Raw genomic sequence first — 20853 nt, forward strand, 5'->3', positions numbered from 1 at the left:
ACCGATCGGCCCTGAGAGTGAACAAAGGCGTCCGGAGTGGGGAACCAGGTAGCGGCAGATTCGGTCGCCGGAGTACGGGGCGATTGTCAGTGGTGCCCGATAGAATCTGAGGAACAGAACATCACCGCGTGTACGGCATAAGGAAGGGAGAGGTCATGAATTCGGTCTTGCGCGCGCACATGGGTCTGCTCCTGTTCCTTGTCGCGGGCCTGCTCCTCTCCGAGAGCGGCTGGCTGAGCGCGGTGGCGCTCGCCGCCACCACCGCGGTCGCGGCGGCAGTGCTCACCTGTGCGGTCATTTCGGCCCGTACGAGCTATCCGCTCGCGACGAACCGCGTACGTACCGCGATACGGGACCGGGAGCGCCGGACGGCGTTCCTGGCCCAACGCGATCCCGATGCACCCGGCCGTTCCCGGCCGCGAGCGCCGGGCCGTCCCCTCCCGACGGCCGCGTAGGCGCCTCTTCTTTCTCATACCTGTCTGATCTTTCTCGTTTCGCTTCCGCCCTGTTCGGGCCGATTCGATCCGATCCCCGTATGCGACGCGGAGCCCGTGCGGCTCGTCACGCCGATATCCCATTCCGGCACGACGAGACCTCGTGGAGGGCTCACCCATGTCCGTATTCACCTCGCCATTCGCCGCACTCGGCGCGTTCCTCTCCCACTGTGCCGGCCTACTCGAACCGCTCTTCGGCGCGTCCGCCACGGCCGCCGCGGTCGTCCTGCTCACGCTCTGCGTCCGGCTCGCCCTGCACCCCCTGGCCCGCTCGGCCGCCCACGGTGAGCGGGTGCGCGCCGAACTCGCTCCGCGGACGGCCGAGCTGAGGCGCGAGCACAAGAAGGACCCGGAGAAGGCGCAGCGCGCGGTGGGCGAGCTGTACAAGGAGGCCGGGGCCTCGCAGTTGGCGGGCTGCCTGCCGATGCTGGTCCAGTTGCCGGTCTTCTCCGTGATGTACCACCTCTTCTCCTCCGGCTCCGGCGGTGCGGGACTCCTCGGCCACACACTGCTGGGCGCTCCGCTCGGCGGCCGGTGGGCGGGGGCGCTCGGCGACGGCGGGGTGTTCGGGCCGCGGGGGCTGGTCTACCTGGGGCTGTTCGCTCTGGTCGCTGCGGTGGCCACGTGGACGTACACGCGTGCCCGCAAGACGGCCGCCGCCTCGGCCGCGCTCGCGCCGGCCGGCGGACCGGCCGGTGAGCCCGCGATCCCCGGGATGGCGGGGATCGGCAAGCTGCTGCCGCTGATGTCCTTCGGCACGCTGGTCAGCGTCGCGGTGGTGCCGCTGGCGGCCGGGCTGTATCTGGCGACGAGCACGGCCTGGACGGCGGCGGAACGGGCGCTGCTCCAGCGCGTACGCACGCCGCGTCCCGAGGCGGAGCGGCGGCCCGGCGCGGGGGCCTGATGAGCCGTCAGTGACACCGGTTCGGGGGAATGGGTGAGCGTGTCCTCTCTCCTCGATGCCAGCAAGATGCATATTTCCATACATGAAGAGGAAAAAGACTGAAAAGCTGAAGAAAGCGGGCCTGACGGGCGCGCTGGCAGGCGTCATCGGCATGCTGATGGTCTGTCTGTTCGCTTCCTGGGGTGTGGCGAAGCCGCTGCCGGAGGGACTGGGGCCCTGTGTGCCGGGCGGTTGTCCAGGCGGCCATCCGGACCTGGACAACGGAGCCGTCGTCGGCCGTGACGACGGCATCGGCACCTTCGTCGGCTTCGTCGGCGGCGACTACCTCGCCGGTGGATCGGCGGCGGAGGCCGAGGGCAGGCTCGTCGCCCTCGGCGCGATCGCTCCCACGGCGGTGCACGACCCTGGTGCCGCCCGGCCCTACCGGGGGCCGCGGCCCGAGCTGACCGGAACCGCGGCCTGTTACGCGTACGACCGGGGCGTACCGCGCAAGGCCACCGGCACCGCGGTCAACCAGGGGCACGAGACGGTGTTCACCGGGGACGGCACCTCGAAGCTCCAGGTGTTCGACGTCGACTTCGACATGGTGGGCCGCGACGGCGGCGACCAGGGCATCACCTTCACCGGCATCCCCGAGGGCGCCACGGTACTGGTCAACATCACCGGTCCGGCTCGCACGATCAGCTCGTACACGGGCGCCCTGCCGGGCGGTCTGCGTGAGCGGCTGCTGTGGAACTTCCCCGACGCCACGCAGGTCACCCTCAAGGGCAGCGCCCAGTTCCAGGGCAGCGTGCTGATCGGCCGGCCGGAGAGCATCACGACGGTGTCGGTGCCGGGCGTGAACGGCCGGTTCCGCACCGCCGGTTCGCTGACGCACGCGTCGACGCCGGGAGCGAAGCTCCACCGGTACCCGTTCAACGGGGACCTGCCGGAGTGCGCGGGGAAGTCGCCGTCTCCGTCGGTGACTCCTTCGAAGGCTCGGTCGGAGAGCCTGCCCGAGAGCCGGTCGGGGAGTCCTTCGGAGTCACCGTCAGCGTCCTCGTCGCAGAGACCGTCCGAATCGCCTTCGGAGTCGCCCTCCGCGCACCCTTCGAAGCCCCCGTCCGCGTCGCCCTCCGCGAGCCCTTCGAAATCCCCCTCCGCGAGCCCGTCGGAATCGTCGCCGTCGGAATCGCCGTCCGAGACTCTGTCCGAGACTCCGGCCGAGTCCCCGTCGCGGAACCACCCCGCCCCCGCCCCCGGCCCCGATGGGACGACCGGCGGCGGTGAGGCGCTCGCGCGCACCGGTCCGCCGATGGCCGAGACGATGCTGGTCGGCGCGTCGGTCGCGGCCGTCGGCGCGGGTGTCTGCCTGGTGCTCCTCTTCCGCTCGCGCGGACGCCGCTCATGAGGCCGGGACGCGTGGTGTCGGAGGGTCAGCCGAGGTAGCGCTCCAGCGCGTCGACGACCAGCGCGTGGTCTTCGGCCTGTGACAGGCCGGAGACCGCGACGGTCCCGATGACGCCCGTACCGCGCAACCGGATCGGGAACGCGCCGCCGTGCGCCGCGTACCGGTCCAGGTCCAGCCGGGAGGAGTCCTCGAAGGTGCGGCCCTTGGCGCGGAAGCGCGCGCCGACGAGGTAGGAGGACTCCGCGTACCGCTCCACGACACGGCGCTTGCGGTCGATCCAGGCGTCGTTGTCGGCCGATGTGCCGGGCAGCGCGCAGTGGAAAAGCTGCTGGGCGCCGCGCCGGATGCCGACGGTGACGGCCGCGCCGCGCTCGCGCGCCAGCTCGACGAGGAGGGCGCCGAGCCGCCAGGCGTCGTCGTTGCCGAAGGCGTCGAGGACCAGCCGCCGCTCCTGTTCCGCCAGCTCCGCGACGGCCTGCTCCGCCTCGGCTTGCTCCGTCTCGGCGCTCACTCGGCCGCTCCGGCGGTGGCGATACGGACTGTACGGGCCTCGGCGGCGCTGGTGCGGGCCGCTTCCAGTACCCGCAGCGTCGCCGCCGCCTCGGCCGCGGTGACCGGCGGCGCGGCGCCTTCGTGCAGGGTCTCGGCGATGGCCGCGTAGTACGCGGGGTAGTCGCCCGGCAGGGTCGGTACGAGGTCGCCGCCGCCCGTCTGCGGTGACTCGCCCGAGCCGATCCGGCCCCAGGCCGACTCGGGCTCCACGCCCCAGACCGGACCGTCGTCGCCGGGCCGGCGGCCCTCGCGCAGGGCGGCCTCCTGCGGGTCGAGCCCGTACTTCACATAGCCCGAGCTGGTGCCCAGCACCCGGAAGCGCGGGCCGAGCTGGGCGGTGGTGGCGCTCATCCACAGATGGGAGCGGACGCCGCTCGTGTGGGTGAGCGCGATGAAGGTGTCGTCGTCGGCCTGGGCGCCGGGGCGGCGCACGTCGGCCTCGGCGTAGACGGCGGCGGCCGGGCCGAAGAGGGCGAGGGCCTGGTCGACCAGGTGGCTGCCGAGGTCGTACAGCAGCCCGCCGAGCTCCGCCGGGTCGCCGGACTCCCGCCAGCCGCCCTTGGGCCGGGGCCGCCAGCGTTCGAAGCGGGACTCGAAGCGCAGCACGTCGCCGAGCTGCCCGTCGGCGATGAGCTGCTGGACCGTACGGAAGTCGTTGTCCCAGCGGCGGTTCTGGAACGGGCTCAGCAGCAGCCCGCGGTCGGCCGCCAGGGCGGCCAGCTCCTCCGCCTCGGCCGCGGTCGCGGCGAGCGGCTTGTCCACGACGGCCGGGAGCCCGGCTTCGAGCGCGGCGCGGGCGAGCGGCACATGGGTGCGGTTGGGGGAGGCGATGACCACCAGGTCGAGGTCGGCCGCGCGGCTGAAGAGCTCCTCGGCCGTGTCGACCGTACGGATCCGGGGGTGCTCGGTGAGCGCCTGCTGCCGCCGCTCGGGGCTGGCGGTCACGACGGTGTCGAGGGCGAGACCGTCGGTGGTGGCGATCAGGGGGGCGTGGAAGACGGAGCCTGCCAGGCCGTAGCCGACGAGGCCGACGCGGAGAGGGGAGCCAGTGGTGCCATCCATGCCGACCACTTTGACAACGCTGTTGCCAAAGTGCAAGCGACAGAGACAATGGGTCGGTGCGCAGAAGTAATCCCGGAGCCAATCTCACCGCTTTGCGCGGGCACAACGCCGCTCTCGTGCTCGGCCTGCTGCGCGACGCGGGCGAGGGCGGCGTCAGCCGTCTGGAACTGGCGGGCCGTACGGGCCTCACCCCGCAGGCCGTCAGCAAGATCACCGCGCGGCTCCGCGCGGACGGCTTCGCGGCCGAGGCGGGCCACCGCGCCTCCACGGGCGGCAAGCCCCGCACGGTGCTGCGCCTGGTCCCCGACGCCGGGCACGCCATCGGGCTCCATCTCGACCGGGACGAGCTGACCGCCGTACGCACCGACCTGGCGGGCCGTACCGTCGCGGCCCGCACCGCCCCGCTCGACTTCGGCGCGGGGGCGGCGGCGGTCGTGGAGACGGCGGCGCTGGCGGCCGAGGCGCTGCTGGGGGAGGCGCCGGCGGGGGAGGGGCGCGCCGTGCTGGGGGTGGGCGTCGCGGTCCCCGGGCCGCTCGACCACCGGGACGGCGTGCTGCGCCGCGTCACCGGCTTCCCGCGATGGGACGGCTTTCCGCTGCGCGCCGCCCTCGCGGCGCGGCTGGCGCTGCCCGTCGTCGTCGACAAGGACACCAACGCCGCCGCGCTCGGACTCGCGCTGGGCGGCGGCGCCGGTGCGGACTCCTTCGCCTATCTGCACCTCGGTACGGGCCTGGGGGCCGGGCTCGTGCTCGGCGGCGGGGTGTACCGGGGCGAGCGCACGGGCGCGGGCGAGTTCGGCCACCAGGTCGTCCAGCTGGACGGCCCGCCGTGCGGGTGCGGCGACCGGGGCTGCGTCGAGGCGCTGTGCCTGGCGGCGGTCGCGGCCGGTGACACGGCGGGCGCGGCCCGGCTGCTCGGGGTGGGCGCGGCCAACCTCGTACGGCTGCTGGACATCGGCCGGGTGCTGCTCGGCGGCCGCACCCTGCTGCGGGCGGCGGACGCGTACGTACAGGGGGTGGGCGCGGTGCTGGCCGAGGACGCGGCGCGCGGGGACGGGCGCAGGGTCCCGGTGACCGTGGCTCCCGGCGGGGCGCGGACGGTGGTGGAGGGGGCGGCGCAGCTGGTGCTGGCGCCGTTGTTCGGGCGGTCCGGCGGGGCGTTTCCGGCCCGGTCCGATTGACGGAAAATCCGCTGTTCGGGCGGGATGTGGGGACCATTCGGGGGTAGCCGGCCGCGATGTGCGACGGTGCCGGGGCGGCCGGTGCGATGTTCTGACGGCCCGTAACTTCCCGTCAGCGGAGGCCGCCGATGCGCCTGCCCCGTGCCCTCGCCGCCGTGAGCGCCGCTGCGCTCGCGCTCGTACTCGCCCCGGAGACCGCCCTCGCGGCGCCCGGCGACCCCGGCGGGAAGCCGCCGGGCTGCGGCGCCGCCCGCAGCGCGGAGTTCCCGGTCGCCGCACGGCTCAGCGGCGGCCCCGGCGCATACGAGAAGGGCGGCGGGTGGCGGGGCTGGCGGCTGGAGCTGCGCGATGCCACCGGCGCGGGGTGCCACGCCGTGCACCCCGTCGCGGTCCTCGCCGACCGGGGCCGCGTCCTGCGGCCCCGGGACATCCGGATGGAGTTCTACGACGCGCGGGGGCGGCGCTGGTGGCCCGTACGGTTCGTGCGGACCGACGAGGCGGAGAACGTGGGGGTCTTCGGCGACGGCCCGCCCGATCTGCCCGGCGCTCCCGGCTTCCCCGGCTTCGCCGTTCCCGCCGGGCGGTCCGTCGTGGTGCCGGTGCGGCAGCGCTTCACCGAGGACGCGCCCGAGGGGCCGGTCACCGAGACCGTCACCGCCGTGCGGCGGCGCGCCGACGACGGCGACTGGGTCGGCCAGTCCGGGGACTACGCCTTCACCGTCAAGCGGCCGAGCGCGCCGAGCGGGCGGCGGCTGCCGGTGAAGAGCGGTGACAGCGCGGAGACCACAGAGACCACAGGGAGCGCAGAGAGCACCGAGAGCACAGAGAGCGCGGGGCACCCCTCCGACGGCATCGCCGACGGTGACACCGACGGCCGCGCCTCCGGGCCGCCCGTCCTCGCCGACACGGGCTCGGGCACCCCCCTCCTCGGGCTCGGCGTCGCCTCGGCCGTGCTCGTGCTCGGCGGCGGGGCGCTGCTGGCCGGGGTGCGGCGGCAGCGGCGCTGAAGTGCGAGGATCACGCTCGTGGACTACCCAGTGGACTACCTGATGGACCAGGCGCCCGGCGCACCGGTCCGGTCCGGCATACCCGAGCACGGGCGCATCCCCAAGTACTACGCGGTGAAGGTTCAGGTCGCCGCCCTGCTCGATGAGTTGGGGGAGGACGGGCTGCTGCCGACCGAGCGGGACCTCGCGGTGCGGTTCGAGGTCTCGCGGGAGACCGTGCGGCAGGCGCTGCGCGATCTGCTCCTGGAGGGGCGGCTGCGGCGGCTGGGGCGGGGCACGGTCGTGGCGGGGCCCAAGCTGGAGCAGCCGCTGTCGCTCGCGAGCTACACGGAGGGTGTCCGGCGGCAGGGCCGCCGGCCGGGCCGCGGGCTGATCGGCCTGGACCGCTCCCCGTGCTCGGCCGCGCTCGCCGCCGATCTCGGGCTCGAACAGGGCGAACCGGTCTGGCACATGGAGCGCGTCCTGCTCGCCGACGACGAACGGGTGGGGCTGGAGAGCACGTACGTGGCGGTGGAACGCGTTCCCCGGCTGGATACGGAGTTCGAACCCGACTCCTCCTTCTACGGGTATCTCCGCGACCGGCTCGGCATCGGCTTCGGCAGCGCGGACGAGCGGCTGGAGACGGTGCTCGCGACGCCGCGCGAGGCGCTGCTGATCGGGACGCCGCCCGCGCTGCCGATGCTGCTGATCCACCGGATGTCGCGGGACACGCGGGGGCTGCCGCTGGAGCGGGTGCGCTCGCTCTACCGGGGCGACCGGTTCTCCTTCACAGCGCGCTTGGAGGGCTCGGACCAAGAGCACTGAGAGCGGGCCGCGCCGATCCGGTCGACTGAGGGCGGGCCGCGCCGATCCGGCCAACTGAGGGCGGGCCGCGCCGATCCGGCAACTGGTCAGGGCCCCCGGCTCACCCCTCGCGCGGCCGCTCGACGGGCAGGGAACCGACGGGGCACCCGGGCACCCCCGCGGTGTCCCGCGTGATCGCCTCGACGTTCTCGGCGGCCTTCTCGGGGTCGGTCGTCCAGAGCGTGTAGAAGTCGAACGGGCAGTCCGCCACGCCCGCCGCACCCTCCCCGGCGTCATGGAGCGCGGAATAGCCGCGGTGCAGCAGCTTGTACAGGTGGTTCTGGGACTGGTCGTGGGCGCGCGCGTCGCGGATGGCGGAGACGGAGAGCTGCGCGTACTGGACGCCGTACGCCTCCTCGCCGGTCTCGCCGAGCGTACGGCCGTCGAACCCGACGATCGAGGAGTGCCCGAAGTAGGAGTACACACCGTCGAAGCCCGCGGCGTTGGCGACGGCGACGTAGCAGTTGTTCGCCCAGGCCATCGCCTTGGCCATCATGATCTGCTGGTCCTTGGCGGGGTACATATAGCCCTGGCAGCGCACGATCAGCTCGGCGCCCTTCATGGCGCAGTCCCGCCAGATCTCCGGGTAGTTGCCGTCGTCGCAGATGATCAGCGAGATCCGCAGGCCCTTGGGGCCCTCGGAGACGAAGGTGGAGTCGCCCGGGTACCAGTGCTCGACCGGGCACCACGGCAGGATCTTGCGGTACTTCTGGACGATCTCGCCGCGGTCGTCGATGAGGACGAGCGTGTTGTACGGGGGCTTGCGGGGGTGGTCCTCGTGGCGTTCGCCGGTGAGTGAGAAGACGCCCCAGGTGCCCGCCTCGCGACAGGCCGCGGCGAAGATGCCGGTCTCCTCGCCTGGGATGGTGGCGGCGGTGGCGTACATCTCGTCGGTGTCGTACATGATGCCCTGGGTGGAGTACTCCGGGAACACCACGAGGTCCATGCCGGGCAGGCCGGTCTTCATGCCCGCCACCATCTCCGCGATCCGGCCGGCGTTCTCCAGCACCTCGGCCCGGGTGTGCAGGCGGGGCATCTTGTAGTTGACCACCGCGACACCGACGGTGTCCGGGCTGGACGAGATGTCACCGTGTCGCATCGTTCTCCTCCTGTGCGGTCGTCGGCCTCCGGCCGTGCGCCCACAAGTCTCGTACCGCCAGGCCCAGTTGTCAGGGTGTGGCGGGCGGGGCGGAACGCCGGGCGCCCCCTCCGCACCGTCGGCCCCGGCCCCCTCCTCGACGCCTCCCGTCCCCATCTGTGTCGGAAGTCACCGAAGGGGACGCCTTTCCCTCCCTGGGGAATCACGGAAAGATAACGGGTCTAGGCCAAACTTTGCGGCCTGTTCACCGCGGCGCCGCTTCCGGGCCCGCCGCGGGTCACCCGATCAAAGGAGCGTTCCGGTCATGCGAGTCATAGTCGTCGGAGCCGGCGTGGTGGGAACCATGCACGCCTGGCAAGCGATAGAACGCGGCCACGAGGTCGTACACATCGAGCGGGAAGCCGAGGCCAGAGGGGCCTCGGTGCGGAATTTCGGGCTCGTCTGGGTCAGCGGCCGCTCCGGCGGCGAGGAACTGGAGACCGCGCTGCGCGCCCGTGAACTGTGGGAGGCCGTCGGCGAGCGCGTACCCGGCCTCGGGTTCCGCGCCAACGGCTCCCTGACCGTGCTCACCAACCCGGTGGAGCTCGCCGTCGCCGAGGCCGCCATGGCCCGCCCCGACGCCGCCGCCCGCGGATACGCGCTCCTCACCGCCGAGGAGACCCGCGCCGCCAACCCCGCCCTGCGCGGCAGCGCCGTCCTGGGCGCCCTGTGGTGCGAGCGCGACGCCGCCGTCGAGCCCCGCGTCGCGCAGCGCGCCCTCAAGGACACGCTGCTCGAATCCGGCCGCTACACCTTCCTCGGCGGCCGCGAGGTCCGCGAGGTCACCGGCGAGCGCGCCGTCCGCGACGACCACGGCGACGTGCACACCGCCGACGCCGTCGTGCTGTGCACCGGCGCCTGGCTCGGCGGCCTGGCCAAGGAGCTGGCGCCCGACCTGCCCGTACGGCGCGTGCGCCTCCAGATGATGCAGACCGACCCGCTCGGCGAGCCGCTGACCACTTCCGTCGCCGACGCCGACAGCTTCCGCTACTACCCGGCCTACGCCGGCGGGGCGCTCGACGCCATGGCGGCGGCCCAGCCGCAGCCGCCGGCCGCCGCCGAGCACCGGGCGCAGCTGCTGATGGTCCAGCGCGCCGACGGCGGGCTCACCATCGGCGACACCCACGAGTACGCCGCGCCCTTCAACTTCGACGTCGTCGAGGACCCGTACGAGCACCTGGCCGGGGTCGTCGAATCGCTGCTCGGCCGCCCGCTGCCCACGGTCCGCCGCCGCTGGGCCGGGGTGTACGCGCAGTGCACCGACACCGGGCGCATCGTGCACCGGCAGCAGGTGCGCGACGGCGTCTGGCTGGTCACCGGGCCCGGCGGCCGTGGCATGACCTGCTCTCCGGCGATCGCCGAGCGCACCGCGAACGAACTGGGATGGTGAGAGAGTTGACCGCGCAGCACACCCCACGCGACAGCGAGCACGGCGCCGGGCACGGCATCGAGCTCGTCGTGCTCGACATGGCGGGCACGACGGTCGCCGACGGCGGCCTCGTCGAGCAGTCCTTCGACGCCGCCGCGCGCCGCCTCGGCGTCGAGCCCGGCTCGGCCGACCACGCCGCGAAACTCGACTACGTACGCGCCACCATGGGCGAATCCAAGATCTCCGTCTTCCGCCACCTCTTCGGCGACGAGGAGCGGGCGCAGCGCGCCAACGCCGAATTCGAGGCCACCTACGGCGCGCTGGTCGCCGACGGCCGGTGCGCGCCGATCCCCGGCGCCCGGGAGGCCATCGAGCAGCTCAAGGCCGACGGCCGCAAGGTCGTCCTGACCACCGGGTTCGCCCGCGTCACCCAGGACGCCATCCTCGACGCGCTGGGCTGGCGGGACCTGGTCGAACTCACCCTCTGCCCGGCCGACGCGGGCGGCCGCGGCCGCCCGTACCCGGACATGGTGCTCGCCGCGCTGCTGCGCACCGGGGGAGCCGACGGGGTGCAGCGGATCGCGGTGGCGGGCGACACGTCGTACGACATGATCGCCGGCCGGCGCTCGGGCGCGAGCGTCGTCGCGGGCGTCCTCACCGGCGCGCACGACGCCGACGCGCTGCGCGAGGCGGGGGCGACGCACGTCCTGGGCTCCGTCGCCGAGCTGCCGGCGCTGCTGGCGGAGGCCGCCGCGCGGCCGTCCGGGGCCCCGGAGACGCGGACGTGACGACGTCGGCGAAGCCCGGCGGGGCGGTACTCGCCCCGCCGGGCGGCGGCATCGCCTTCGAGGGCGTGTCCGTCGCGTACGGCGGGAACGTCGTGCTCGACAACCTCGACCTCACCGTCGAACCGGGCGAGGTGCTGGCCCTGCTCGGGCCGTCCGGCTCCGGCAAGACCACCGCGCTGCGCGCCGTCGCCGGTTTCGTCGAGCCGGTGTCGGGGCGGGTGCTGATCGGCGGCCGCGACGTCACCGCGCTGCCGCCGTACCGGCGCGGCGTCGGGATGGTCGTGCAGCAGTACGCGCTCTTCCCGCACCTGCGGGTCGACGCCAATGTGGCCTTCGGCCTGAAGGCGCGGAAGGCGCCGCGGGGCGAGATCGCCGGGAGGGTCGCCGAGGCGCTGGAGATGACCGGCATGGCCTCCTACGCCAGGCGCTATCCGCGGGAGCTCTCCGGCGGCCAGCAGCAGCGCGTCGCCATCGCGCGGGCGCTGGCGACACGCCCCGGGGTACTGCTCCTCGACGAGCCGCTGTCCGCGCTCGACGCGCAGCTGCGCTCCGGGATGCTCGCCGAACTCTCCCGGCTGCACCGGGAGTTGCCCGACGTCACCATCCTCTACGTCACCCACGACCAGGTCGAGGCGCTGACGCTGGCCGACCGCATCGCGGTCATGGACCGGGCCCGGCTCCAGGACTGCGGCACCCCGCAGGACCTCTACCGCCGCCCGCGCACCGAGTTCACCGCCTCCTTCGTCGGCAACTCCAACCTGCTGCCCGTCACGGTCCGCCCCGGCGGTGTCGCCTTCGCCGGCACGGAGCTCACGGTCGCCACGGGCGACGCCGCCGAGGGGGCGACGGCCACCCTGTGCGTACGGCCGCACCTCGTCGGCCTCGGCGCGGGCCCGAACGCCCTGCGCGGCAGGATCGCCGAGGTCCAGTGGCGCGGCTCGACCCACCGCCTGTACGTCGACGTCGACGGCCACCGCGTCAAGGCGGACCTGCGGGAACTGCGCGAGACCCCGGCGCTCGGCGACGAGGTCACCCTGCACTTCGCGGCGGACGACGCGGTGCTGCTGCCGGTGGGGGCGTCCGATGGCTAGCCCGTACCGGGGGCCGGGGCCGGTGGCCCGTAGGCCCGGGCCCGCGGCGGAGAAGAAGCCGCGCCGCACGGCGCGTCGGCGCACCGTGCCCACCTGGGCGTACGCCGCTCCCCCCGTCGCCGCCCTCGGGCTCGTCTTCCTCTATCCGCTCGCCCTGGTCGTATGGCAGTCCGTGTCGCCGGACGGCGGCGGGCACTCCGTCGCGGCGTACAGGGACGTCCTCGGGCAGGCATCGTTCCGCGACGCGCTGGGGAACACGGTCGTCATCGCCGTCGGCGCCACCGCCGGCTGCCTGGTCCTCGGCTCCGTGCTGGCGCTCGTCATCGCCTTCGTGCCGTTCCCCGGCGGCAAGGCGCTCAGCCGGTTCATCGACATCTTCCTCGCCTTCCCCTCCTTCCTCATCACCCTCGCCCTCCTCTTCATCTACGGCACCGTCGGCATGGCCAACGGCCTGTGGACGGACGCGACCGGCGCGGCGAGCGGCCCCTTCGACTTCCTGCACACCCCCTGGGGCGTGCTGCTCGCGGAGATCACCTACTTCACGCCGTTCGTGATGCGGCCGCTGCTCGCCGCCTTCTCGCAGGTGGAAACGGCACAGCTGGAGGTCGCGGCGTCGCTCGGCGCGCGGCCCGCCCGCATCGTGCGGCAGGTGATCCTGCCCGAGGCGCTGCCCTCCCTCGCGGCGGGCGGCAGCCTCGTCCTGGTCATGTGCCTCAACGAATTCGGCATCGTGCTCTTCACCGGCGCCAAGGACGTCACGACCCTGCCCATGCTCGTCTACAGCAAGGCCATCCTCGACGGCGACTACACCGGGGCGTGCGTCGTCGCGGTCGTCAGCATCGCCCTGTCGGCGGCGCTCTACGGCCTGTACCGCGCCGTCGTCACCCGTACCGCGAACGCCGGAGGTGCGCGCCGTGCTCGTGCATAGCCGCGCCGCCCGCTGGGCGGTATGGGCCGTGTTCCTCGCCCTCTTCCTGCCGGTCTTCGCGCTGCCCTTCCTGGTGATCCTGGCCGCGTCCTTCTCCACGGCGTGGAGCGGCGCCTTCCCGTCCGGCGCGACCCTCTCGCACTATCAGGACATCGCCGAGGGCGACTCGTTGGACGCCCTGACCGCCAGCCTCGTCACCGCCCTCACCGCCGGCCTCCTCGCCTTGGCCGCGGGTACCTGGGCCGCGCTCGCCGCCGACGTGCTGCGCAGACGCGGGCGGCGCGTCATCGACGCGCTGTTCATGCTGCCGGTCGCGGTGCCGTCCGTGGTCGTCGGGCTGTCGCTGCTGGTCGCCTTCTCCCAGCCGCCGATCCTCCTCAACGGCACCCGGCAGATCGTGATCGCGGCCCACGCGGTCCTGGTCACGGCCTTCGCCTACCAGTCCGTCAGCGCCGCCATCGCCCGCCTCGACCCGGCGTACGAGCAGATCGCCGCCAGCCTCGGGGCGCGCCCTCGGTACGTACTGCTGCGCGTCAAGCTCCCCCTCCTGCTGCCCTCCCTCACGGCGGCGGCCGGGCTGTGCTTCGCCCTGTCCATGGGCGAGTTGAGCGCCACGATGATGCTCTACCCGCCGGACTGGCTGCCCCTGCCGGTCAAGATCTTCGGCGCTACGGACCGGGGCTCGCTCTTCGCCGGCGCCGCCCTCGCCGTGGTGCTGATGGCGACGACGCTGCTCGTCCTGCTCGGCGTCGGCCGAATCCGCACCCGGGCCTCGTACCGGTAGGCAACCGGCAAGGCCCGTCTCCCATAACCCTCCACAAGGAGTACGACACGTCATGCCCAGCTACCTCAAGCCGATCGCCGCCGCCTCCGGGGCCCTCGTGCTCGGCGTCACCGTCACCGCCTGCGGCGGCGCGTCCACCGCGGACGGCAAGGCCAAGGAGATCACCGTCTACAGCGCGGACGGGCTGAAGTCCGAGAAGGGCGACGGGTTCTACGACAAGGTCTTCAAGGACTTCGAGCGGCGGACCGGCATCAAGGTCAACTACGTCGAGGGCGGCTCCGGGGAGGTGGTGCAGCGGCTGACCCGGGAGAAGTCCAACACCAAGGCGGACGTCGTCGTCACCCTCCCGCCCTTCATCCAACAGGCGGCCGGCAAGGGGCTGCTGACCTCGTACAAGCCGCGGGGCTCGGACAAGGTCGCGGCCGGGGACAAGGACGCCGGCGGCACATGGACGTCCGTCGTCAACAACTACTTCTGCTTCATCTACAACAGCAAGGAGCTGAAGCAGCCCCCGAAGAGCTGGGAGGACCTGCTGGACGGCGGGTTCAAGGGCAGGCTCCAGTACTCCACGCCGGGCGTCGCGGGCGACGGCACGGCCGTACTCGTCAAGGCCATGCACGACTTCGGCGGCAAGGACGCCGCCATGGGCTATCTGAAGAAGCTCCAGGCCAACAACGTCGGCCCGTCCTCGTCCACCGGGCAGCTCGCGCCCAAGACCGACAAGGGCGAACTGCTCGTCGCCAACGGCGATGTGCAGATGAACTACGCCAACATGAAGTCCATGCCCCACCAGGGCATCTTCTTCCCCGCCGCGTCCTCCACCGGCAAGCCCACCACCTTCGCCCTGCCGTACGCGGCCGGGCTGGTCAAGGGCGCCCCGCACGCCGCCAACGCCGAGAAGTTCCTCGACTACCTGCTCAGCGAGGACGTGCAGCGGGAGGTCTCCGCGGTCGGCGGCGGTTTCGCGGCCCGTACGGACATCAAGGCCACCGACAAGAACGCGACCGCGCTCGCCCAGATCATGAAGGGCGTCGAGGTCTTCCAGCCGGACTGGGCGGACATCGACGGCAACCTCCGCTCGTACGTCGAGGACTGGAAGGCGGCGACGGCGAGCTGACCGGGCCCCTGCGGCCGGGCTTCTCACACGCGTACGACGGCTCGCGAGGCCGCGGCGAGTGCGCGGGCCGTAGCGCTGGTCGGGGGGCGTGCACTATCGTCCGGCTGACCCCGACAGGACCGGCTGACCGGCAGGACCGGCTGACCGGCAGGGCACCGAAGGCTGCCCCCGACTCTGCCCGTGGGCTCTTGCCGTAGGGCACGGATGTTCGGGATCATCACGCCGTCCACCCGGAATGACGGCAAGGATGGCAGCGATGCGCCCGCACGACGAACGTCCGCGTACTTCCGCCGCGGGCACGCGGGTCGAAGCCCGGCCGACGGCCCGGACCGCCGACCGCCCGGCCGGTGGCGGCGCGGGGTCCGCGGCCCGCCTCAAGGCGTTGCAGTCCGCGGCCGGGAACCGCGCGGTCGTGCAGACGCTCAGCACGGGACGGCCGGCCCGTACCGAGCCGGCCGCGCCCGCGGACCAGATCGAGCTCGCGGACCTGTCCGGGCGTACGGAGCCCGCCGAGCGTACGGACCGCGCCCAGAACGCCCCCGCGCCCGCGCCGACGGCGGCCGGCCAGGGTACCCAGGCGCCCGCCACCGGTGCCGCGCCCGGAGCGACGGAGACCGCCACCGCGGCCGCGGCCGAACCCCAGGGCGCGCGCAAGTGGGTCAAGAAGCTGCTGTCGAAGCCGTCCGAGAAGCTCGAAACCGTCAAGAAGCTCCTCGACCCCATCGACTTCGGCTCCAGCCGCATCGTCTCCCCCGTCGTGTCGGGCAAGTGGGCCGAGGCGGCCAAGGACTCGGACAAGGAGGGGGTCGCGCAGGCGGTCGAGGGGACGCTCGCCACCGACGTCATGGGCGCGGCGGTCGACTCGGTGGCCACGGCCCGCGACACGAGCGGGGCCCTGAAGGCGCAGGGCGGGCTGAACGAGCTCAAGGAGAAGAAGGGCGTCGACTGGCGCTCCCTGCGCCGCGACCGGAACAGCAAGGGCGGCGACGCCGCCCAGGACATCACCACCACCGTCAGCGACGGCATCGGGATGGCCAAGGGCGGTCTGAAGGTCGCCGGGCACGTCGCTCCGTCGGCGCTCGGCGAGACCGCCGGCGCCCTGACGATCGTCATCTCGATCAGCAAGGTCGTCCGGGACATCCGCTCCGTGGTGCGCACCCACCGCATGAAGCGGAACCTCGCCGGGGTGAACGCGCCGCCCGCGAAGTTCGAGGGGACGATCGAGAACAAGCTGCTGCGCAAGGACATCGCCCGGGCTCGCGCGGCCATGTCGGCGCCCCGTGCCGAACTGGCCGAGCGGCAGTCCCGCCCGACCTCGTCGTCCCGGCCGGAGGGCGGCCCGGAGAACGCGGCGGCCATGCGCCGCCTGGAGGAGGAGGTCGCCGCACTGACCGCCCAGATCGAGCAGCTGGAGGCGGAGGCGGCGGAGAAGGCGCCCGCCTACGAGGAGTCGGCGGAGCGGGTCGCGGAGGTCGGCGCGTACGCGGTCAAGAAGCGCGGGCGCCGCCGCGTGAAGAAGGGCGTGTCGGCCGCCGGCAACCTCGTCAAGGTGGCCGGCGCGGGGGCGAGCGTCGCGCTCTTCGCCGGGGCCATCGCCGTGACGTCGCCCGTCGGCTGGGGGCTGGCCGCCGCCGCGGCCCTGCTGCTCGGCGGCCTCGCCCTCTACAAGGCGTGGAAGTCGGTCCGCAAGCGGTACAAGATCATCATGGCGGAGCAGGCGGCGGCCGCGAAGACGGGCGAGAACGCCGAGGCGGAGGGCGCCGAGCACGCCGAGGGCGCCCCCGCCGTGCCGGGCGCGGACCCCGCCGCCGTGGAGTCGGCCACCCAGCTGACCCCCATGCAGGCGATGGGCAAGGCCCTCGCCTTCTGGAAGTCCGTCGGGCCGGGCAAGCGGCAGCGGATGGCGGGCGAGCTGTACGAGCTGGCCAACGGCAGCGACAACGAGGTGCGCACGGCGGCATGGGAGCTGCTGAAGCACCTCAACATGGGCCCGGAGAGTCTGCGCATGAGCCCCGGCGACTGGGAGGTCGACCTCAAGGACCCGGAGCAGAAGGAGAAGTGGACGAAGCTGATCGAGAACCGGCTGGCTTCCTGACCCGGGGCACGAGGCGCAGGACGGGCGCGGCCACGGGACGGGCGCGGACACGAGACGCGAGACGGGCGCGGCGCCCATAGGGGCCGCGCCCGTCGCTGTCCCACCGTCCCGCTGTCCCGTCGTCCCGCCGTCAGATGAGGTCCACCAGGTCCGCGATCGAGTCCACGACCCGGGTCGGCCGGTACGGGTAGCGGTCGATGTCGTCCTTGCCGGTCAACCCGGTGAGCACGAGGAACGTCTCCATCCCCGCCTCCAGCCCCGCCAGCACGTCCGTGTCCATCCGGTCGCCGATCATCGCGCTGGTCTCGGAGTGGGCGCCGATGGTGTTGAGCCCGGTCCGCATCATCAGGGGGTTCGGCTTGCCGACGAAGTACGGTTCCTTGCCCGTCGCCTTGGTGATCAGCGCGGCCACGGAGCCCGTCGCGGGCAGCGCCCCCTCCGGGGAGGGCCCGGTGTTGTCGGGGTTGGTGGCGATGAAGCGGGCCCCGTTGTTGATCAGCCGGATCGCCTTGGTCAGCGCCTCGAAGGAATAGGTCCGGGTCTCACCCAGGATGACGAAATCGGGGTCCGTGTCGCTCAGCACATAGCCGGCGTCGTGGAGCGCGGTGGTCAGTCCCGCCTCGCCGATCACATAGGCGGTGCCGCCGGGGTGCTGGGTGTCCAGGAATTTGGCGGTGGCCAGCGCCGAGGTCCAGATGTTCTCGACCGGCACGTCCAGCCCGATCCGGTTCAGCCGCGCGTGCAGGTCGCGGGCCGTGTAGATCGAATTGTTGGTGAGCACGAGAAACGGCCTGCCGGAGTCGCGCAGCTTCTTGATGAAGGCATCGGCCCCGGGCACCGGAACGCCCTCGTGCATCAGCACGCCGTCCATGTCGGTCAGCCACGATTCAATGGGCTTGCGCTCTGTCATGGGTGAGAACTCCTGCCATACGCGGAATCATGGGATGGCCATCCTATTCATTCACGCGAACGCGGTGGCTTTGCCATATTTTCTCCCCTTTCTTACAAGCAGTCTCGTCCGGTCTCCGGCTCGTACCGTCCCTGCGGGCGGCTCGGTGGGCTTGCGGGGGACAGGACGGTCGATCCGTCACCTGATGGAGTAATACGGACACGGAGCGGATGCGAGCGGCGTCCGCAAGGTGAACCTTCGAAAGCACCAGGAGGTTCGCCATGGGTTCTGTCCGCGGCACTGTCCGCCTCACGCTCTGCGGCGCGTTCGCCGTCGCCGCCGTCGTCGCCGCCCCCGTCTGCGCCCAAGCCCAAGATCAGGCCCAAGACCAAACCCAAGATCAGGCCCAAGACCAAACCCAAGGTCAAGCCCAAGACCAAACCGACCCCTACGCGGCCGACGAGACGCCCGGCGCCGTCCGGATCGCCCCGCTCACCGGCGCCCCCGGCGGCGAGGTCGCGCTGCGGGTCTCCGGCTGCCGGACCGACAAGGCGGTGGCCAAATCGGAGGCGTTCGTCGCCGACGCCAAGCTGGCGAAGGACTCCGACGGGCTCTTCGGCGAGGCCGCCCTCCGCTCCACGGTGAGCGTCGGCGAGTACGCCGTCACCGTCGCCTGCGCGGGCGATGACGAGGTGGCCCAGGGGAACCTGACCGTGACCGCCGACGGCTCCTCCTCCCCGGCCTCGCCCGTAGCGCCGGTACCGGCCGGAGGCGGTGGCACCGCGCCCCGGATCGAGGAGGCGGGCGGCCCCGAGCCGTACGGACTCGTCCTCGCGGGCGGCGCCGCGCTGATGCTCGGCGGGCTGTTCCTGCACCGCCGCCGGCGCGGCGGCGCGACGACGGACCGCTGAGAGGGACGGGGCCGCGGAAGATGGAAGACGCGCACAGCAGCGGCTACGGCCGCATGGTGATCGGAGTGGTCTGGGCGGCGCTGCTGCTGGGCCTGTGGCTGTGGGGGCGGGAGATCACCGAGGGGCGGGGCAGCGCGACGCCGACGACCGGCGACGTCGCCGCCGTCGGCCGGCCCGCCGGTCATCCGCTGCCCCCGGCCCACGGCCCGCTGCCGGACGCCCGGCCGCGCCGGATCTCCATCGAGTCGCTGGGCGTACGGGCCCCGGTCGTCGCCCGCGGGCTGGACGCACGGGGCGCGGTGGACCCGCCCCCGTACGAACGGTCCGGGGAGGTCGCCTGGTACCGCGGCGGACCGCGGCCCGGCGGCGTCGGCGCGGCCGTCCTCGTCGGCCACCTCGACACCAGGACCGCCCCCGCCGTCTTCCACCGCCTCGGCGGCGTCAAGCCGGGCGCGCGGATCGAGGTGGCCCGCTCGGACGGGTCCGTCGCCGAGTTCACGGTCGAGGACGTCTCCGTCTTCGCCAAGAACCACTTCGACGCCGGACAGGTCTACGGGCCGCGCGCCGGACACCGCGCCGAGCTGCGCGTCATCACCTGCGGCGGCTCGTACGACCGGGCCCATCACGCGTACTCCGCCAATGTCGTGGTCTCCGCCTATCTCACCGGCGAGCGTCCCGCGCCGCGCGTGTGATCCGGCGGCTGACGAGCCGCGTGCCCGCCGCCGGCGCCTGAATCGGCGATCGCCGACGCGCTGCGCCGAACGGGTGGGCGTCGGGCGTGCCGCCAACCGGGCCGGGGCAGCGGCCCGCTCCCCTCGGGGCCGCCGACCCGGACCGACCTCGACCGCGGGAGCCAGGACTGCGGGAGTGGTCCGGCGCGACCGCGGGAGGCTTGGTGCGGCCGGGGGCCGGGGCCACGGCGAAGATTTTAGGACATCAGCTCCCGGTCCACCAGGGTGAGTTGATGCCAAGTTGCCCGGCGGACACGGAGCGCCGTCGGCGCCGGTGCGGTGCCCGGAGGGTGGCCGGGCGGCCCGTACGGCGGCGCTGACATGCCGGTATCCGGAGAGTGCCGGTGAGGGAGGACGCCCGCCGGGGGTCGCTGAATGGCCGTAACAGCTTCTCGGTACAGGCCGGCCGCCGGGGCCCCCGTGTCAGGATTGGCGGGACCGGATTTGTCCCGCTGAGGGCCTGGGCCATTCCAGGAGTGCAGCCAAGGGGGAGTGGATGTACGGCAGTCACACCGGCCGCAGGCACCGAGCCGGAATCAGCACGGCACAGGCGGGGGCGGCGGTGGGGGTGCTGCTGCTGATCGCCGGCTGCTCGTCCTCCTCCGACAAGCCCGACAAGGGCGAAAACCCCACGCAGCGGCCGAAGTCCACGGCCCCCTACTGGGTCAACCCCGACAGCACGGCCGCCAAGCAGGCGGCGAAGCTGCGCGCGGACGGCGAGAAGGACGACGCCGCGCTGATCGACAAGATCGCCGCCCAGCCGGTCGCGGAGTGGGTCGGCATCGACGACCCGGAGGGCCAGACACGCGGCTTCACCGAGGCCGCGGCCAAGGCGGGCCGCGAGGCGCTGCTGGTCCTCTACAACATCCCGCACCGCGACTGCGGCCAGTACTCCCAGGGCGGCGCCGCCGACGGCGACGCCTACCGGGCCTGGCTGGACAAGGCGCTGCGCGGCATCGGGGACCGCCGCGCCACCGTGGTCCTGGAGCCGGACGCGCTGCCGCACATCGGGGACGGCTGCACCCCCGCGCAGTTCCACGAGGAGCGGTTCGCGCTGCTCAAGGAGGCCGTGGACAAGCTCAAGGCGCTCCCCAACACCAAGGTCTACCTGGACGCGGGCAACCCGAACTGGGTCACGCCCCCGGACCGCATGGTCGACCCGCTCAAGCGGGCGGGCATAGACGCAGCCGACGGCTTCGCCCTGAACATCTCCAACTTCCAGACCACCGAGGCGAACAAGGAGTACGGCGACAAGCTGTCCGGGCTGCTCGGCGGCAAGCACTACGTCGTCGACACCAGCCGCAACGGCAACGGCCCGCTGGCCGGCGCCGACCACGAGAAGACCTGGTGCAACCCGGCCGGCCGCGCGCTCGGCGAACCGCCGACCGTCAAGACCGGCGACCCGCGCGTGGACGCCTATCTGTGGATCAAGCGACCGGGCGAGTCGGACGGCACCTGCAAGGGCGGCCCCGGCGCGGGCACGTGGTGGCAGAAGTACGCGCTCGAACTGGCCCGCAACGCCCGCTGAACCGGCCCGGGGCGCGGGGCTGTCCGGCCCCGTCCGGCGGTGGCCGGGAAC

Annotated in this window: 20 protein-coding genes; 16 read left to right on the forward strand and 4 right to left on the reverse strand. The window is 73.1% G+C overall.

The annotated features are described in order from the left end of the window. Positions 1-155 precede the first annotated feature (155 nt). The 3 genes from AC07AB_RS17720 (at position 156) to AC07AB_RS17730 (ending at position 2788) form a co-directional block, all read left to right on the forward strand. The gene (locus AC07AB_RS17720) at positions 156-455 is read left to right on the forward strand and encodes a DUF6412 domain-containing protein (protein ID WP_478567243.1); all 300 of its coding nucleotides are present in this window, start codon (positions 156-158) and stop codon (positions 453-455) included. 157 nt (positions 456-612) lie between these two features. Further along, positions 613-1398: a YidC/Oxa1 family membrane protein insertase gene (locus tag AC07AB_RS17725; RefSeq protein ID WP_478567246.1), complete on the forward strand. Its 786-nt coding sequence runs from the start codon at positions 613-615 to the stop codon at positions 1396-1398. Positions 1399-1480: 82 nt separating this feature from the next. After that, entirely contained in the window at positions 1481-2788 is a 1308-nt protein-coding gene (locus tag AC07AB_RS17730; protein ID WP_478567249.1) for a choice-of-anchor A family protein, read from the forward strand. A gap of 25 nt (positions 2789-2813) precedes the next feature. On the opposite strand, the gene AC07AB_RS17735 is transcribed toward AC07AB_RS17730, so the two are convergent. Then, a complete protein-coding gene (locus tag AC07AB_RS17735) occupies positions 2814-3299 on the reverse strand; it encodes a heme-degrading domain-containing protein (protein WP_478567252.1) in 486 nt (161 codons plus the stop codon). After that, positions 3296-4402: a Gfo/Idh/MocA family oxidoreductase gene (locus AC07AB_RS17740; protein WP_478567255.1), complete on the reverse strand. Its 1107-nt coding sequence runs from the start codon at positions 4400-4402 to the stop codon at positions 3296-3298. The genes AC07AB_RS17735 and AC07AB_RS17740 overlap by 4 nt, the downstream gene beginning before the upstream one ends. Positions 4403-4458: 56 nt before the next feature. Between AC07AB_RS17740 and AC07AB_RS17745 the strand changes: the two genes are divergently transcribed. The 3 genes from AC07AB_RS17745 to AC07AB_RS17755 all read left to right on the forward strand — a co-directional run bounded on the left by AC07AB_RS17745 (position 4459) and on the right by AC07AB_RS17755 (position 7394). Beyond that, the gene (locus AC07AB_RS17745) at positions 4459-5583 is read left to right on the forward strand and encodes an ROK family protein (RefSeq protein ID WP_478567258.1); all 1125 of its coding nucleotides are present in this window, start codon (positions 4459-4461) and stop codon (positions 5581-5583) included. A gap of 128 nt (positions 5584-5711) precedes the next feature. Continuing rightward, positions 5712-6590, forward strand: a complete 879-nt coding sequence (locus AC07AB_RS17750) for a hypothetical protein (protein WP_478567261.1) — start codon at positions 5712-5714, stop codon at positions 6588-6590. Positions 6591-6620: 30 nt separating this feature from the next. Beyond that, positions 6621-7394: a GntR family transcriptional regulator gene (locus AC07AB_RS17755; protein ID WP_478567858.1), complete on the forward strand. Its 774-nt coding sequence runs from the start codon at positions 6621-6623 to the stop codon at positions 7392-7394. Between the two features lie 100 nt (positions 7395-7494). Here the strand turns inward: AC07AB_RS17755 and AC07AB_RS17760 are convergent, their stop codons facing one another. Beyond that, entirely contained in the window at positions 7495-8532 is a 1038-nt protein-coding gene (locus AC07AB_RS17760; protein WP_478567264.1) for an aliphatic amidase, read from the reverse strand. A gap of 304 nt (positions 8533-8836) precedes the next feature. Between AC07AB_RS17760 and AC07AB_RS17765 the strand changes: the two genes are divergently transcribed. From AC07AB_RS17765 to AC07AB_RS17795, 7 genes are all read left to right on the forward strand, one after another. After that, a complete protein-coding gene (locus AC07AB_RS17765) occupies positions 8837-9961 on the forward strand; it encodes a TIGR03364 family FAD-dependent oxidoreductase (protein ID WP_478567267.1) in 1125 nt (374 codons plus the stop codon). Positions 9962-9966: 5 nt separating this feature from the next. Then, a complete protein-coding gene (locus AC07AB_RS17770) occupies positions 9967-10728 on the forward strand; it encodes a phosphonatase-like hydrolase (protein ID WP_478567270.1) in 762 nt (253 codons plus the stop codon). Then, positions 10725-11819 carry an ABC transporter ATP-binding protein gene (locus AC07AB_RS17775; RefSeq protein ID WP_478567273.1) on the forward strand — a complete coding sequence of 365 codons (1095 nt, stop codon included), beginning with the start codon at positions 10725-10727 and terminating at the stop codon, positions 11817-11819. Before AC07AB_RS17770 ends, AC07AB_RS17775 begins: the two co-directional genes overlap by 4 nt. Then, a complete protein-coding gene (locus AC07AB_RS17780) occupies positions 11812-12747 on the forward strand; it encodes a 2-aminoethylphosphonate ABC transporter permease subunit (RefSeq protein ID WP_478567276.1) in 936 nt (311 codons plus the stop codon). Before AC07AB_RS17775 ends, AC07AB_RS17780 begins: the two co-directional genes overlap by 8 nt. Then, positions 12734-13531, forward strand: a complete 798-nt coding sequence (locus AC07AB_RS17785; RefSeq protein ID WP_478567279.1) for an ABC transporter permease — start codon at positions 12734-12736, stop codon at positions 13529-13531. Before AC07AB_RS17780 ends, AC07AB_RS17785 begins: the two co-directional genes overlap by 14 nt. 52 nt (positions 13532-13583) lie before the next feature. After that, positions 13584-14648, forward strand: coding sequence for a 2-aminoethylphosphonate ABC transporter substrate-binding protein (locus tag AC07AB_RS17790; RefSeq protein WP_478567282.1), 1065 nt, complete (start codon positions 13584-13586; stop codon positions 14646-14648). 256 nt (positions 14649-14904) lie between these two features. Then, on the forward strand, positions 14905-16743 hold the full coding sequence (locus tag AC07AB_RS17795) for a hypothetical protein (protein WP_478567285.1): 1839 nt from the start codon (positions 14905-14907) through the stop codon (positions 16741-16743). Between the two features lie 130 nt (positions 16744-16873). Here the strand turns inward: AC07AB_RS17795 and AC07AB_RS17800 are convergent, their stop codons facing one another. Next, entirely contained in the window at positions 16874-17653 is a 780-nt protein-coding gene (locus tag AC07AB_RS17800; protein ID WP_478567288.1) for an HAD-IIA family hydrolase, read from the reverse strand. A gap of 260 nt (positions 17654-17913) precedes the next feature. On the opposite strand from AC07AB_RS17800, the gene AC07AB_RS17805 reads away from it, so the two are divergent. The 3 genes from AC07AB_RS17805 to AC07AB_RS17815 all read left to right on the forward strand — a co-directional run bounded on the left by AC07AB_RS17805 (position 17914) and on the right by AC07AB_RS17815 (position 20802). Then, positions 17914-18543 carry a hypothetical protein gene (locus tag AC07AB_RS17805; RefSeq protein ID WP_478567291.1) on the forward strand — a complete coding sequence of 210 codons (630 nt, stop codon included), beginning with the start codon at positions 17914-17916 and terminating at the stop codon, positions 18541-18543. A gap of 20 nt (positions 18544-18563) precedes the next feature. After that, the gene (locus AC07AB_RS17810; protein WP_478567293.1) at positions 18564-19235 is read left to right on the forward strand and encodes a class F sortase; all 672 of its coding nucleotides are present in this window, start codon (positions 18564-18566) and stop codon (positions 19233-19235) included. 535 nt (positions 19236-19770) lie between these two features. Then, positions 19771-20802 carry a glycoside hydrolase family 6 protein gene (locus tag AC07AB_RS17815; RefSeq protein ID WP_478567296.1) on the forward strand — a complete coding sequence of 344 codons (1032 nt, stop codon included), beginning with the start codon at positions 19771-19773 and terminating at the stop codon, positions 20800-20802. Positions 20803-20853: the final 51 nt, after the last annotated feature.

The sequence above is a fragment of the Streptomyces sp. NPDC044033 genome (assembly GCF_056434425.1).